At 34.8% G+C, this 14,896-nt stretch carries 18 protein-coding genes; 10 read left to right on the top strand and 8 right to left on the bottom strand.

Features of this window, described 5'->3' with window-relative positions:
- Positions 1 to 3: 3 nt before the first annotated feature.
- Both BN990_RS23235 and BN990_RS18545 read right to left on the bottom strand, forming a co-directional pair.
- Positions 4 to 795 carry a phage replisome organizer N-terminal domain-containing protein gene (locus BN990_RS23235; protein ID WP_051739302.1) on the bottom strand — a complete coding sequence of 264 codons (792 nt, stop codon included), beginning with the start codon at positions 793 to 795 and terminating at the stop codon, positions 4 to 6.
- A gap of 62 nt (positions 796 to 857) precedes the next feature.
- Complete coding sequence (locus BN990_RS18545) at positions 858 to 1,160, bottom strand: helix-turn-helix domain-containing protein (RefSeq protein WP_051739300.1); 303 nt, start codon at positions 1,158 to 1,160, stop codon at positions 858 to 860.
- A gap of 145 nt (positions 1,161 to 1,305) precedes the next feature.
- Between BN990_RS18545 and BN990_RS21625 the strand changes: the two genes are divergently transcribed.
- From BN990_RS21625 to BN990_RS18510, 10 genes are all read left to right on the top strand, one after another.
- Positions 1,306 to 2,190 carry a helix-turn-helix transcriptional regulator gene (locus BN990_RS21625; RefSeq protein WP_051739298.1) on the top strand — a complete coding sequence of 295 codons (885 nt, stop codon included), beginning with the start codon at positions 1,306 to 1,308 and terminating at the stop codon, positions 2,188 to 2,190.
- A gap of 32 nt (positions 2,191 to 2,222) precedes the next feature.
- The gene (locus BN990_RS18535; RefSeq protein ID WP_038246277.1) at positions 2,223 to 3,380 is read left to right on the top strand and encodes a site-specific integrase; all 1,158 of its coding nucleotides are present in this window, start codon (positions 2,223 to 2,225) and stop codon (positions 3,378 to 3,380) included.
- A 687-nt stretch (positions 3,381 to 4,067) separates the two neighbouring features.
- On the top strand, positions 4,068 to 4,244 hold the full coding sequence (locus tag BN990_RS22990; protein ID WP_021292573.1) for a hypothetical protein: 177 nt from the start codon (positions 4,068 to 4,070) through the stop codon (positions 4,242 to 4,244).
- Entirely contained in the window at positions 4,234 to 4,377 is a 144-nt protein-coding gene (locus tag BN990_RS22985; protein ID WP_021292574.1) for a hypothetical protein, read from the top strand. The genes BN990_RS22990 and BN990_RS22985 overlap by 11 nt, the downstream gene beginning before the upstream one ends.
- A 212-nt stretch (positions 4,378 to 4,589) precedes the next feature.
- Positions 4,590 to 5,204, top strand: coding sequence for a GIY-YIG nuclease family protein (locus BN990_RS18530; RefSeq protein WP_021292575.1), 615 nt, complete (start codon positions 4,590 to 4,592; stop codon positions 5,202 to 5,204).
- 362 nt (positions 5,205 to 5,566) lie between these two features.
- Entirely contained in the window at positions 5,567 to 6,040 is a 474-nt protein-coding gene (locus BN990_RS18525) for a GNAT family N-acetyltransferase (protein ID WP_038246276.1), read from the top strand.
- A gap of 119 nt (positions 6,041 to 6,159) precedes the next feature.
- Positions 6,160 to 6,552: a hypothetical protein gene (locus BN990_RS18520; RefSeq protein ID WP_021292578.1), complete on the top strand. Its 393-nt coding sequence runs from the start codon at positions 6,160 to 6,162 to the stop codon at positions 6,550 to 6,552.
- Positions 6,553 to 6,661: 109 nt separating this feature from the next.
- Positions 6,662 to 7,012 carry a hypothetical protein gene (locus tag BN990_RS18515; protein ID WP_038246274.1) on the top strand — a complete coding sequence of 117 codons (351 nt, stop codon included), beginning with the start codon at positions 6,662 to 6,664 and terminating at the stop codon, positions 7,010 to 7,012.
- Between the two features lie 311 nt (positions 7,013 to 7,323).
- Positions 7,324 to 7,497: a hypothetical protein gene (locus BN990_RS22980; RefSeq protein ID WP_187370481.1), complete on the top strand. Its 174-nt coding sequence runs from the start codon at positions 7,324 to 7,326 to the stop codon at positions 7,495 to 7,497.
- A complete protein-coding gene (locus tag BN990_RS18510; RefSeq protein WP_038246272.1) occupies positions 7,498 to 8,118 on the top strand; it encodes a hypothetical protein in 621 nt (206 codons plus the stop codon).
- Between the two features lie 160 nt (positions 8,119 to 8,278).
- Here BN990_RS18510 and BN990_RS18505 read toward each other — a convergent pair whose 3' ends face one another.
- From BN990_RS18505 to BN990_RS18480, 6 genes are all read right to left on the bottom strand, one after another.
- On the bottom strand, positions 8,279 to 9,214 hold the full coding sequence (locus BN990_RS18505; protein ID WP_074436706.1) for an N-acetylmuramoyl-L-alanine amidase family protein: 936 nt from the start codon (positions 9,212 to 9,214) through the stop codon (positions 8,279 to 8,281).
- A 54-nt stretch (positions 9,215 to 9,268) separates the two neighbouring features.
- Positions 9,269 to 9,505, bottom strand: a complete 237-nt coding sequence (locus tag BN990_RS18500; RefSeq protein ID WP_038246270.1) for a phage holin — start codon at positions 9,503 to 9,505, stop codon at positions 9,269 to 9,271.
- Between the two features lie 23 nt (positions 9,506 to 9,528).
- Complete coding sequence (locus tag BN990_RS18495; RefSeq protein WP_038246269.1) at positions 9,529 to 9,951, bottom strand: phage holin family protein; 423 nt, start codon at positions 9,949 to 9,951, stop codon at positions 9,529 to 9,531.
- A gap of 155 nt (positions 9,952 to 10,106) precedes the next feature.
- Positions 10,107 to 10,421 (bottom strand): hypothetical protein, encoded by a 315-nt coding sequence (locus BN990_RS18490; RefSeq protein WP_021292584.1) that lies wholly within the window; start codon positions 10,419 to 10,421, stop codon positions 10,107 to 10,109.
- Between the two features lie 13 nt (positions 10,422 to 10,434).
- Complete coding sequence (locus BN990_RS18485; protein WP_038246268.1) at positions 10,435 to 13,449, bottom strand: phage tail spike protein; 3,015 nt, start codon at positions 13,447 to 13,449, stop codon at positions 10,435 to 10,437.
- A gap of 11 nt (positions 13,450 to 13,460) precedes the next feature.
- Complete coding sequence (locus tag BN990_RS18480; protein WP_038246267.1) at positions 13,461 to 14,894, bottom strand: distal tail protein Dit; 1,434 nt, start codon at positions 14,892 to 14,894, stop codon at positions 13,461 to 13,463.
- Positions 14,895 to 14,896 lie beyond the last annotated feature (2 nt).

Below are 14,896 nucleotides of genomic sequence, written 5' to 3'. Positions count from 1 at the left end.
CTCCTAAAAGCCATAATTGTAGTTATCATCATTTTCTGTTTGAACAGTTTGTTTACTATCATGAATTTCTATTTCTCTAACAGTTAATAAAGAATTATTTTTCCAATTACGAAGAATGCCTTCAATGTAATTCAGTCTTCTATTATTATTAGCGCATGCTATCTTCATCGCTTTAAGTATTATTTGCTTTGGTTGATTGAAGGAAGAATCCTCCAACCACAACAACAACTGATTTTTTGCACTGATATTATCGAGACCGAATCCATTTTGATTCCAAAATTGGATAACTTCTGACGTAGACTCTTGTTCTTGCTGTTGTTCTTGCTGTTGTTCTTTCTCTGTTTCTTTATCTATATCTATCTCTGTGTTACTTTTAGTTACTTGACTATTACTTGCCGTTACATCATTGTTACAATGTAACGCTTTTTGATTTTGTCTTTGACGATGTCTTCTAACTCTGTTTGCAGAGTCACTCTCACTACCAATCATGCCTGGAATATCGCTAAGGAAATATTCCTTATCATCAACAGTTTCTATTAATCCTTTTGAAAATAAGTAAGAGAGTGTCATTTTCACATTATCATCATCTTCATCAATATCTAACGCCAATTCATCGACGAAATCATCTCCTATACCATCAAAATAAATTTTCCCCTCATTTTCTAAGCTAAGTAGTAATAATTTCAAATAAATAATTGTAAATGTATCTCCTCCTGCCAACTTTCTTAATCGTTTAATTTCCTTTTGGTTAAAAAAAGTTTTTTTGAGCTTTAACCAATAATATTTTTTAGCCACCTTTTCTCTCCTCTCTTGCGAACACTCCATTTCTGTATCGTTATTTAAATCACTCTATTAGTTCAAGCCTTTCTTTTATATCGGAGAATGTCTCCACCATTATTTCTAACAGCGTTGTAGTACTTTTCCATATAAGCTTCTACTTCTTTTCGATTAAATAGCCATTTTGAACCCAACCGAATACTAGGAAAATTATCCTCATACAACAAATTCTCGACAATCGTATTCCATGACATGTTCAGATAAGCTGACAATTGTTTTGAATTCATAAAGAAAACTTCAGATTCCAATTCTTCCAACTTCTCTTTCACTTTTTCCAGATATAAATCCTTCAAATGTTCTTCATCAATTTCAAGGTGTATCAAATAATCTCCTCCTCTTATTTTTGGTTGCTTGTTTGCTGATATGGTTGCAACCATAATATAATATATTTATATTAGATTTGCAACCTTTTTTTATGATGGTTGCAACCAAATGATGTATAATGTATTTGAAAAGGGGGGATGATGTATGATTTCTAAAAATTTTGGTGAGGAAATTAAAACTGCACGAATGTATAACAAACTAACTATCCGTGAAGCAGCAAAACGAATGGGGCTTTCTCATTCTTACTTATCACAAATTGAAAACAATAAAAGAAGCATTCCAAGTCCAGAAGTAATTAAGAAGATATCAGTAGGTTTAAATACAGATTATTATTATTTATTAAGTGTTGCCGGATACAATAATGAAGCATATAAAACGCTAAGTTTCTTAAATAAATTAATTGATGAGGCACCAGAAGAATTTAAAATAGATTTTATGAAAAAACATGACCCTCATATTAGAAAATTAATAGAAAACAGGAGAAAGTTAAACGATAAACTTCCCAATCCTGAAGTGTCTATTCGTTTTCCCAATACTTTTTTTATAAATGCCGAAGCACACGACTATTTAAGACTAATGCGATTAAACAAAAAGCTTTCTAATAAGGAAATGGCGGAGAAATTAGGGATAAAGGAAGAACAATATATTAAAATGGAATCAAAGATGACATATTCTTCTTTAGAACTTGAACAATACAGTACACGTTTGGGTGAGATTTTCGGTGTCGAAGAGTTTAAGGACTGGCTATTATTTGTTTTTACAGAAACACCAAATCAAAATTTCGTTGATGATTACACTCCTGAAGATGTCATGAAAGAAATTACAGTGACGGTTCCTTCAGTAGTAAAAAAATATGATAGTGATGGAAAAGTCTTTTTCCAAAGTTATAATGAGGATCAATTAAGACAAAACTTTAGCAAACTTGAACACATACTATCCGATGATAGACTTTTAACTTATTATGGTCGTGTTCTTACTTCCAAAGATAAACAAAAAATTTTACGGGTGATGGAAATCCTATTTGAATAAACTATCATTCATTTTGAAAGGAGGTGAAATTAGTGGCTTACATTCATAAACGAGGGAAAAAATGGGCTTATATCGTGAATATTGCCAAGGATTCTGAAGGCAAACGCAAGCAGGTTACCAAGTCTGGTTTTAAAACAAAAAAAGAAGCTCAACTCGCTGCCAATAAAGTAGAAAACGCACTCGCTAATGGTACGCATTTATTTGAATCAAATATCACGTTTAAAGAACTAACCGAACAATGGTTTGAACACTACGTAACACAAGTTAAAATCAGCAGTGTTAGAGCCAGAAGATACGCTATCAAACATTTGCTGGATGTATGGGATTCTGTTTCTATAAAGAAGATTACAAAACATATGTACCAAACAGAACTCGATAAATTAAATAAGAAATTCAGCAGAAACTTTATTGACAGTATCCACACTACCGCAAATATGATTTTTAAATATGCAATTAGAAAAGATTTGTTGCAAAGTAGTCCTTCTGCTTCCTTTGTCATGCCCAAAAAACAAGTTACTGTGGAGGATATTGAACAAGAAAATATACAAGAAAAGTTTCTTGAGTTAAATGAACTTAAAGAGTTTCTGTCCATAGCAAGAAAAAATGGGCTAAGTATGGATTACTTAATATTTACTACATTGGCATACACAGGTATACGCCTTGGCGAGTTGATAGCACTAAAATGGTCAGATATTAATTTTACTGATTGTACACTGCGTATCTCCAAAACTTATTATAATCCTAACAACAACAAGGATGACTTTAAATTATTAACGCCCAAAACAGAGAAATCCATACGTACAATCATGATTGATAAAGAGTTGGTCGAGTTATTTAAGGAGCATCGCAAAAAACAAAACAAATTAAAAATGAAACAACAAATGTTTTTTAAAGATCAAAACTTCATCTTTACAGAAAATACGGGGAATCCGAGAGTTATGAAGATGGTTGCTATCCGTTTACAACGTCTCATGAAGCTTATGAATATCGATAAGCATATTACCCCTCATGGATTCAGACATACCCATACATCCCTCCTTATTGAAGCTGGAGCAGGTATAAAAGAGATCCAGGAACGTTTGGGGCATTCTGACATTAATACAACGATGAACATATATGCACATATGACCAAAAATATAGAAGAAAAGACCTCTCAAAAGTTCAGTGAACTAACGAAAGGTCTTCTCTAAAAGTTATTATATGGCGTATCAAAAAATATGGAAGTTAGCAATAGGTTAGCATTTTGCTAATAACCATCCCTTCAACCCTATAATATCAGGGATTTCGGGCGGTTATTACATCATGCCGCCCATAATTCAGACGATTTCCGGTAGTTTCGCATCCCCTTCTTTCATATTATCCAATTTAAAATTATCCTCACTTAAACAGAACAAATGTTCGTTTATTTTCATATTATTATTTTTCCTCGTGAGATTTCTGTGAGGTTTTAAATTTACCTCACATAATGCATAGGAACATTAGTTCTGATTCAAGGTCAATTTTTGTAGAAAAAAGTAGAATAAATGGTAAAAAGTTCTTGCAATTATTATACTATCGATAGTATAATATAAATATAGACAGGAGGTGAACAAGTGGAATACTTAGCAAAAATAACAGCCTCAGTCATATCGTTTCTATCCACCTACAAACTTTGGTTGTCCGTCCAAAAGTCAAGGTTAGAAAACGAAAAACTGAGGCAAGAACTCAAAAAGATGAGAAGGGGAGGTTAATCCCCTCTCTCATCACTAAGTATACCATAAATATAATGAAAATATTACTGATAACTTTTTTAGTGATCGCAGCCATCTTAGGAATATGGAAATTGATTTTATTAAACACCAAAAGGAAATTAATAAAAGAAAAGGAACGATTAATTAATGAGCAATCAAACAGAAGCGAATAAGAAGTGGCAGGAAAAAAACAGGGATAGAAGTAGATATTTAAGGAATCGTTCAACTGCTAGAAATTTCGTTAAAAAACAGGCAACACTAGAGGATCTGGAAGAATTAAAAGCCTTAATTAGAGAACGGGAGGTCGAGAGTAGTGAGTCTTAAATCTACTATATATAAAATACTTCGCATCTGGAATGACGTTGATGCTGTAAGGAAAGGAAAAGTAGGTAAAAGAATTGGTAGGCGTGTGACTGGTAAAGCGGCAGGCAAAACAATACGAAAGATGTTTAAGTGATCGTGAAGGGATCTGAAAAAATGCGCTGCGGGAAAGTGATATCCAGAATGACCATAAAGTCATTCTGGATGAATAATGAATACAATACAGTTATTCATCGTAACTGTTTTATGGCACTTCGTAAGGATACGGGAACTTATGAAGAGATTATCATACGATTTCATTAAAAAGCAAAGTAACTATAATTTTTCTATTTTTTTTGGGGGGAGAACATGATACAACACTTCGGGGTTAACATTCGCAATAAACATGATGGGTTAAAGCTAACAAGAGATAATTACATAAAGGTAAGTAATAAAAGTTCATTAAGAAAAGGAAAAGTCTATAGCGATGAATACATAAATAAACAAAGACAAAATGCATTATATAATTATGATTTAAATATCGAATATTTTAATTCATTATCTAAACGTAAATTTAACAAAGGAATCAAAAAATTCATCAAAAAAGCCAAAGTATTTGAGGAAATAGATAATTTGAGTTCATTTGAAAATGTACCAGGTTATTATGTAATGGTGCTCGATGATTATGCTCAAGCTTATATAGGTTCCAGCAAAGATATCAAGAAAAGAATTCAACAACATTGGACCAAACAGAAAGAATTCGATCGTCTAATCTGGGGTAAAAAAGAGAACTCTATCTTATCTATAGATAGTTTTCGGGCATATGATACCACAAGAATATTTGTTTATGTTACCGAAGATCATAGGTCACAAGAAAACAATTTTATCGATTTATTCAAGGATAAATATTTATTAAACAGAACAGCAGGGGGGCTAGAAGGTTTAATGGAGTCTAATATATTTGCAAAAACAAGGGATCTATAAACCAAAATAATACTTTCTAATGTTAAAATATCCTAGATATTTGCCACCTTCTTCTAACTTGTTTCGATAGTAGTTATAAGGAGGGGTTATTATGATGATAAATTTACGGATGCAGGAATGTCGGAAATTGTAATCAAGGAAGAGCTATCTGCAAAAGAATGGGATGTAATATGCGCTGAAAAATCTGGAGAAGTAATAACATATAAACTTGTAACCCTTCCTCCTATTCAAGAATAGGGCCATTTTGTTGAACAAGGAAATGAATTGGTACTAAGCATATCAAGGTGGTTTTACACGATAAAATATATTGCTTAGGGAACGTACGTTTGCTAGAATAAAGTAAACGACAGAGGGTGAGTTTAATGAGCAATTTAGTGCTTCGGAATGTGAATGAGGATGACCTTCCTATTTTTTTTAAGCATCAACGGGACAGTGAGGCAAACCAAATGGCCGCCTTTACAAGTAAGGACCCTAATGATTGGAATAGCTTCGCTGAACACTGGAACAAAATACTTACGAATAAGAATATTATTAAGCAAACTATCATTGTTGAGAACACCGTAGTTGGCCATATTGTACACTTCGAGCAGTTCGGAGAACCAGAAGTAACCTATTGGATTGGAAAGGAATACTGGGGTAAGGGAATCGCAACCAACGCTTTACAAGAATTTCTAAAACAGGTTTCAATTCGTCCACTTTATGCTCGCGCTGCAAAAGACAATACTGGATCCATAAAGGTTTTAAAAAGATGTGGGTTCATGATTTCGGGTGAAGATAGCGGGTATGCAAACGCGCGTGGTAAGGATGTTGAAGAGTTTATTCTCACCCTTAACTAAAGAAATTCAAACTATAGTGTTTATTGTGTTTATTCCTTTATAGCGCGCAATTCTCTAACAAGGATTAGCGCCCAATGTTGAAGAATCGGAGCCTTTTGTTGGAAAAGGGGGAAGGTAAATTGAACAAACAGACTTTTAACATAATAGGATGGATTTTACTTTTAGTAATGGGAGTATCCTGGATTGTATTTGGTTATTCGAGCTGGTATCTGTTGTTACTCCCATTATCTTATATCAGTTTTTCAATCAGTGATGGTAGCATAAAAAAATTAGGGAAACTGTCTATATCACAAGCTACTTTAATCTTGTTTGCGTTAGCGGTATCGGTGGGTATTGTATTTGGTCTAATTCAATTAGCAAATTACGTCATTAACGAAAAATTACATCTTACAGGAGTAATCAAAACAGTCAGCCAGATAATTGCTATTATTATCTCGTTATACCCTGTTAAGCTTACGTTTGGCAGCATTGTTTATAAGATATACGGTGATTCAAATGCTAATAAAACGTAAGTATTGTTATACAATATTGTGCCAGAATAGGGCGCGATTGTTGAACAAGGAGTTGATAAAAACTTAATCACTGCATATAATAAGAACAAATGTTCTTTGAGGTGATTCCATGAATGAGGAACTAAAACAGTTAGCGCAAGATTTCATCATTCTTCCTTTTGCTGTAAAGGTATTCGAACAAGACAAAATACTTTTCAAGAAGTCTAAACAAAGTATTGTTTATCAAAGCATGATTGATGCTGTATTAGAACGAATAAAAAAAGACATGTCAGCAACAAAACAGAAATTATATACTAAGTATCATCTGGACATAAAACGAATTGGGAACACTACTTATCGTTGGAATAGCAAGGGTAATAGTGGTGTGATTGAATATTCTTCTGAGGAATTAAAAGAAATGACTAATCAAGCTATGAAACGTTATATGAAGGGAACCGATTTCGAGGTTAAAGATTATTGAAGTGTGGAAACCCCTTTTATGATATAGTAAATTTTTTTATATTTTTAGCAGGTAAAAACATTTTTATGCAGAAATAATAATATATACATAATAAGGTGTATTACTGACACAGAGTTCCAACTGAAGCATAAATTATATTATATTGGGCAATATAATAAGAAAGGGGTGTTCGTATTTTAAAATCGAACAATATGTGACATTTTTTATGAATTAGCATTTGCTTCTTTTAATTTTTGTTCTTTAGTCCTATAATAAAAATGTAGTGGTTGGGATTAATGAGATGGAAATTGCCTAGGAAGGTGATGGTTATAATGGCTACAAAAAGTTTTACAAGTGAGTTTAAATTTACTCAAAAAAACGCAAATGGATTAATGAACGCTATCGAAAACAGTAAGAAAGTAACTCATACTATTAACCAAAAAGTGAGTAATGTAAATGAAAAGAAGAATATCGATAGTATCATGAATTCTTTTTTTGGAAAATAAATGGCATTAGATGTAATAACATTAGATGATTTACTAAACAAATCAGGGTATGAAGAGGAGGATATAAAAAAACTCCTCTTTTCTTTTGAAACCATCTCATTAAAATATTCGCCAGGTTCTGATGATGTTCAGTATTTCTTACATAACAAAGCAATAGAATTCGAAAAAATTGGACTAGCGAGGACGACATTAATAATGTCTACATATAAAGATCAAAGTTTTCTTGCTGGCTACTTTTCCATATCTCAAAAACCATTAGTAATAAACAAGAAAAACTTTGGAAAACTTTCTGGCAGTCTAAAGAAAAGGTTAATGGGCGTTGGACATAGAACAGATCAAGATAATTATCAAATACCTTCTTTTTTGATTGGACAACTTGGAAAAAATTATAGCGAAGTTTCTAGAAAAGCCAAATGTATAAATGGAAACGATCTTTTACAACTCGCTTATCAAAAGATTAAGGAAGCTCATAAATTAGTAGGAGGAAGAATTGTATACTTAGAATGTGAAGATTTCGGTAAAATAAAAGATTTCTACTTAAATAATGGTTTTAGAGAGATTGATCAATTTCGAGCAGAAAACGAATTATGTATTTTTATTAAAGATATTAAAAATTTATAATAATGAACTTATATTACATATTCAAACCCCCACTAAGTTTAGTGAGGGTTATTTTTTTGTATATAATTATTTATCCATGTCAATACTGTTTATAGGCTCCTGCCGAGCCAACGCATTATTAAGCCCCTAGTATCCCTAAAGATACGGGGCTTAATTTTATTTATTTCTCATACACACGTACATATTTAGGGTTATCTGTAATATATAACCCCGATTTCAATTGATGCATCTTGGATCCGCTAACCGTTAGTGTGCGTTTAATCGTAAACACATTCCCTTTTTTAACAGTACGGTCTTTTGCATTCCAATCAGGCTTATTGTATACCCATAAGCTAGATGCCAATACCTCAACATATTTCGTTTTGCTACCTGATCCACTACCGCTAACTTTCAACACTTGTCCAGGATGAATAGTATCGCTTGAAAGGTTGTTTAAATCTTTAAGTTGTTTAACTGTCATATCATGATCATTTGCAATATCCCAAAGCGTATCACCAGATTTAACGGTATACGTATCTTTGCTAGGTTTAGAACCTCCACCATTACTTTTTGCCTTTAGTCCGAAAGCTTTCACGATACCATTCACATGACCACGAGCAACGTCATTAATCCATGCTTGGGATTTCATTTTATCAGAATCCCCTTTATTATCAATGAAGCCATTTTCTGTTAATACAGCAGGCATATCGCTTTCACGTAGGACATGGAAATTTGCTTTCTTTTGACCTCGATCTCTCATGCCATTCACCTTCATTATTTCACCATGAATGTCGTCTTGAATTTTAGCTGTTCTGGATCCACTGGACAATGATTCATGGATATAGTCTTCATATCCTATCCCCCCACCAGCATTGTTATGAACACTTAAAAATAAGTCAGCCCCCCATGCATTAGCTTCATTTGTTCGCTCTGTTAACGTTGGATACGTGTCGCTAGTACGAGACATTTTAACTTGAACATCCTGATATTCATTTAATAGAATATCTGTGATTTTCTTGCTTATTTTTAATACAATGTCCTTTTCCTTAATGCCATTATCAGCTGCACCTGGATCTGAACCACCATGTCCTGGATCATTATATAGTTTGAAAGTCATAATTAAACCTCTCCTTTTTAAATAATAAAAAGGCACCCATTAATAATGAGCGCCTTATTTCTTGATTAACCCTTGTGCTTGTAATGCTTTCTTTTGAAGTCCGCCTTTTGCAGTTACATAGTTATTCTTGAACCATGCCCATGCACTAGCCGCAGCAGTGATAATCATTGTAATGATTTCTCCCCAAGCTTCTTCAGTACCAGGGATTGGATTTAAACCAAAGGTAACTAGAAACTGGTTAGCTAATGCTAAAAACAATACAAGTGTGCGTACTAAAGTTCCTCTGTCCATGTTCTCACCTCCTTAAAATGAATTTATTTTTCCTTCGTTGAAAATTCTTCTCTTACTTCATCAGGTAATGTCTTTTCACTTTCATCAATAGCCCTTAACTTGTCAGCTAGTCCAGGTGGTACAATTACACCAACTGCCGCCAAATTTTCTAATATGGATAGTCCTTCATTAGCCAAATAAAAAAGAACCGTCGCATAAGTGACCGCTCCATTTAATCCAAGTATTTGATCTACTACATTTGCCAATATAATCACTACTAAAATAAGCACCTTTCGAGCATACCCAAAGAGGCTTTTTCTGCTCCATAGGTTACCGTTTTTCCATGCTTTGAATACCCCCGTTAATATGTCTAATGCCATTAATAATAATAGTAAGTGTAAGAACTTCACATCTCCAAATAAATACATTCTTGCAGCTTCTAGATGTTCCAATTGAACACCGCCCATTTATTCATCTCCTCCATTAGTTAATGACCCCCTACTTTGTAATATTTATCTCGTATAACACTAATAACCACCTATTAGACCCTCAATAGGTGGAAGAGGGCTAATATCCCTAGCCCTCGATTTCCCCCATAAAAAATAACGCCTTATTTGGCGTTTTATTGGTTACCTCTCAACTCTTCTAATTCTTTTTCTAATTCCTTAATTCTTTCTTCCCTTTGTTGCACTTCATCAGGAATTTCTATTGTTTCCCCGTCTTTCACTTTTAAATATGGTCTTGATTCGATGATTAAATCACATTTATCTATCTGCAATGCCACATGCTTGTCTACATAAAATTGAATTCCTTCTTCTGAAGGAACCACTTGATTACCTACTTTAACGGATTTAGCACCACCGTTTTCATCAAGGACAAAAAACACCTTCATTTTATCGCCATTAACATTCGTATTATACGTTTGAATATATTCCAATACCAATCACCTCTTATAGAAAATCTGTTAAAAACACACGTTCCATGATAAATCGAACAAATTCCATTCGGTCACCCCAGCCATGTGTCCACCCAATTTTGAAAGTTACTGTTCTTAACTTAAAATCTGGAACACCTAAATCGACTTGAAACTCTTCTACTCCGCTTGTACCATTTTCGAGAATCTCAAAATACAGACGGTCATTTGTATCATCGCTGGAACCTTCCATGACGTGAACACTGATTTTTGATCCAGAATATTTTCTAAACCGAAACACTAAATACCTAGCCGAATGGATAAAATGATACTTTTGAAAAGCTAACGCACCCAAAGCATCACGAACATCGTAATATTCCATGTTAATACCGCTTAAACCTCTTCCGTCCAGAGAACCCTTTGTTGCTCCATAAATATGAAAAGATGTTGATTCGGTTGTTCCCCCTGGAACGAATGATTGAAAAGCTCCCGTTTCTGCGTTTCCCGATGTCATAAAGTGCGGATCATTACCAACAACGGTAAGCCCATTACGTACCATTCCGTTACTCATACTTATTGCACCGTCTTCACGAACAATTTCTAGCTTGCCATCTCGCAGCCTTAAATTATCCCCAAAAAACCCTTCTTGTGCTTCAAGTCGTCCACTGAACGTACCTGTTGCTCCTTGAAGTTCCCCAGCGTATTTGGCATTACCATTTGTATCGAAAAATAGCATATCTTCCCATGGAGAAGATGTGCTTGCTCTACGCTGAATAACATACCCTAATGAACTATTCATAACAGTACGAACCAGCCCATCACCTCTAGCAGTTACAAAACCATCTTCATTTGTAATGTTAACACCGTTGTAGTTCTCTCCTTGCATAATACCGTTAGCGTTCATATAATCCTGTGCATCGTTTAAAGCGTCTTGATAAGCCGCTGCACCAACAGCATTCGCATGTCCTTTAGCGTTTTCCTCAGCTTGATTTGCCTTGTCTGTTGCATCCTGTTCAACGTCTTCTGGTGCTGGTGTCCAATCGGTAGCAACATTTCCCTTTTCAAGCTTTTCATTACGAACTTCTATAGTGTAATCACTCGTATAGATTTGAGGGAAAACCCTCACTTGTAGACCTGTGAATTCGTTACTTTCGGGAACTTTAGATGTATATGAATGCCTTCCTGCTTCTGAAAAATAACTAGAATCTGCGTCTATTAAATAAGTGCCGTCATCCCTCAACCAATCGAATCTTAATTTCACAGCTTCTCCTTGTGGGATATTAGAGAAATGGGCGCTAACAGTAACAACATCACCATTTTTTAATTCTATATCAGAAAACTTTATCTCTCCGACTAAATTTGAATTCCCAAATTTGGATATTGTAATTGTCCTATCTGCTTGAGTTGACCCTATATATAAATTCCTTCCACCGACATTTACATTATCATACAAAGGCGACCAGTTATAATCCGCTGGATCGTTGCTTTCGGTTGCAGTAGATTTATTGTAAGCAAGCCCTAAATAACGTTTACCCTCTGAGCTATCAGCCATTCCTTTTCCACCTTCATCATCGGCATATTTCACCCATGTATAGGTGGTTTGTCCATTTTCTCCTGGGGATCCATCGAACACATTGGTAATAGTTATACGCCCGATTGACATAACTTCATTCAATGAATCTTGAATGATATCAACAGAAAAAGATGCCTTTTCATCTATTTCATCTGCGGTAACAGTTATTGTTTTACCGTTTTTATTCCAACTAGATACAGGGATGCCACGTTTATCATACTTATTCCAAATATACGTATAATTCGTGCCGTCTTTATCTACCTCTGTTCCAGATAGAAATACGGTTGCGGTAAGTTCTGTACTTCCTTCACCATTTTTAAATGTATTCCCAGCACTGGATTCTACGGTAGTAATTAACATTCGTGCTAATCTTCGTTTGATATCCTCTTGTATGGATTCCCATATCGACTGTACTTCTTCCTCGGTATATTCAATGTAATCGCCAAGCGTAACTTTCTTCTTGGATTTATCCGTAATGCTTCGCTCTTGTGTGTGTACTCTAGCTTCTAAATAGAGAGGTGGATTAAATTTTGTATCCTTGATTTTGACCGTATCACCGAACCGGATTTTTTTATTTTCCATTCCTGGCACATTTTCTAAATCCGCAATCTCTCCCTCATATTCAACCACTTCATTAACACGTTTTTCTAGTTCATTTTCGGTAAGCTCACGCAATCGAGATTCTGTCATTTCCTGATCGTTTGTTTGCGGTTCGTACGTATCCCATAAATGCTGTAATTCACCTGTTATCGGATCAGGTCTGCCCCACCGCTGCAAGGCTTCCTTATCCTCGACAATGACTTCTAATCTAGTACCATCATCCCTATCAGGACCCAGACCCTTTAATGCTGTGAAGATGTTATCTGTTTTTTCCACACGTTTGAGGCTAAGTAAATCCTTACCTAACTTAACTTCCCGACCTCGCCACTGTCCAATTTGTTCAACCAAATCTACATATCTACCAGTGACTTTGTTTCCATTTGTTTCTACTCGGAAGCGTAATTCTAAGCCGAATTCTGTAGCAATCCGTTTTAAGAAGGCATAAGGATTGGTATGCTTTTCGATATGCATGGTCCGTATGCCGCTGCCTTCAATAATGCCTGGGCGCCATTCTGTGCCGTTTGTGGCATGGCTTACTAATGTAGTTGCTGTCTGTTCAGCAAATGTTTGCGGATCTATGACTTTAGCTTTTTTAAGCAAAAGATAACTTGCAGATGCAAATACTTGGGCTTCTAAACTATCTTCGTGTGTCTTCCCAGATTCCTCTATCACAAATTCCTGATAGCCTTTATCTTCAGCAGGAACAATTACTCTATTGTTTTTACCTAAGTACTCAGAAAAGGATTTATCTGCAAAGGTGACAAATTCGAATGTCTCCAAATTATCTTTTAATGACTGTCTATGATTATTGTCTATGATGTTTTTAATGGATATAAAGTCTAATATATTATCAGATTGTCCGTCTGTGATATGGATCATGATTTCACCTTCTACCTTTTTTTCGGTCTGTATTTTACTGTTGTTTGAAAGCTATTTGCTGGATGGGTGATTAATTGATTCTCGCCTTTTTTTAACGTAAAAAAAAGACCTCCAAAATCTTTTAGGTCCTTTCTATCTTCGCCATTGATTAATATTTCTTCGTTTACATGATCAAATATTATTCGATCACCGACATTAGCTATATATGGCGTTTGATCTACGGTTACTTGTGCCAATTGAAATACTTTAATATGATCAATTTTAGGCGCATAAGCGCGGTCTGTATCTGCAAATTTTCCGATGTGAATTTGAATGTATTTTAATTTCCCTAGATAGTCACCTAGATTATTTATGAATCTACGGGAGAGCGTTTGTACGTGTTTGTTACTGTTGTTAACTCTTGTAATATAAAAGGTGAATTCCTTCCCAACTCTTTTCAAACGCAACATTCCGTAAAAGTAATCTTGATCATAACTATAATTTTGGGAACTAATCATATAATTTTCATTTGCTCCAACATAAGGACCTATACGCCCTTCGCCTTTCTTTCTATGAATTCCTAAACTGTCATCTTTGATAGCCAACTTTCCCAGTTGATTCATATTTTCATCGAATAAAGAAAACTCAATTCTAAATGTCTGTGATGTTTCTGTAGTACGACCTTGCACCATTGCTTCTACTTCAAAATCTTGCGCCACAGGTACTTCTTTTATTAATGCAGGACCATGCCAATCAGGATCCGTAGTATCTGGGCCATAACTAGGAACAGTAATTCCATCGTTATCCGTTCCAAAGGTTCCGTCTACATATCCATTATCAAGAGAAATTGGTGAGGAATCCCATGTATCTAACGTCTGTCCCCGTTCCTCTAAAAGCAACGTTCTTGCATCTACAACCTCGCTTGTTACATCCACAGGTGTACCAATCAACATATATTCTTCGTGTTGGTTCTGAATCAAGGCAAATGGGACCTTTTTAGTTACTTCCAATTCAAAAATCGGCTCTACTTCGGTTGTACCTTCATTTGTGACTATTCCTGCATCTGAGCCAAATTCCATTGTTTTTTCTTTCTCATATTTATATGGATCTGGGCAAATAATAGTAAGCTGCCCTTGATGCATGAAAGGAAATTCATCATCTTCACCTGCCTGTTCGGGAATACCATAATAAACAACATTAGGTTCATCAGGGAAAATTATAGAAACTGGTTCACTGACAGACAGTATTCCGTTTAACTCATCTATTTTATTTCTTAATTCTTGGCGATTCATTGCCTTGATATTAGCTTCAATCCCTAACGGTCTTGGCGGTAAGTTTATTCTTTCTAAATGAGCGCCCGACATGCCTGGAACCTCTAATAATGATAATTCTCTATTTGTCATTCCTCTACCAGTTATTTTCTTTATTCTTAGATATGGAGAAAGGTCTATATCATTAAATAACAAGA

Source organism: Virgibacillus salexigens (assembly GCF_000723585.1).
GTDB lineage: Bacteria > Bacillota > Bacilli > Bacillales > Amphibacillaceae > Virgibacillus > Virgibacillus salexigens.
The sequence above is the reverse complement of the archived record's forward strand: the minus strand, read 5'-3'. Positions and strand labels throughout refer to the sequence as shown.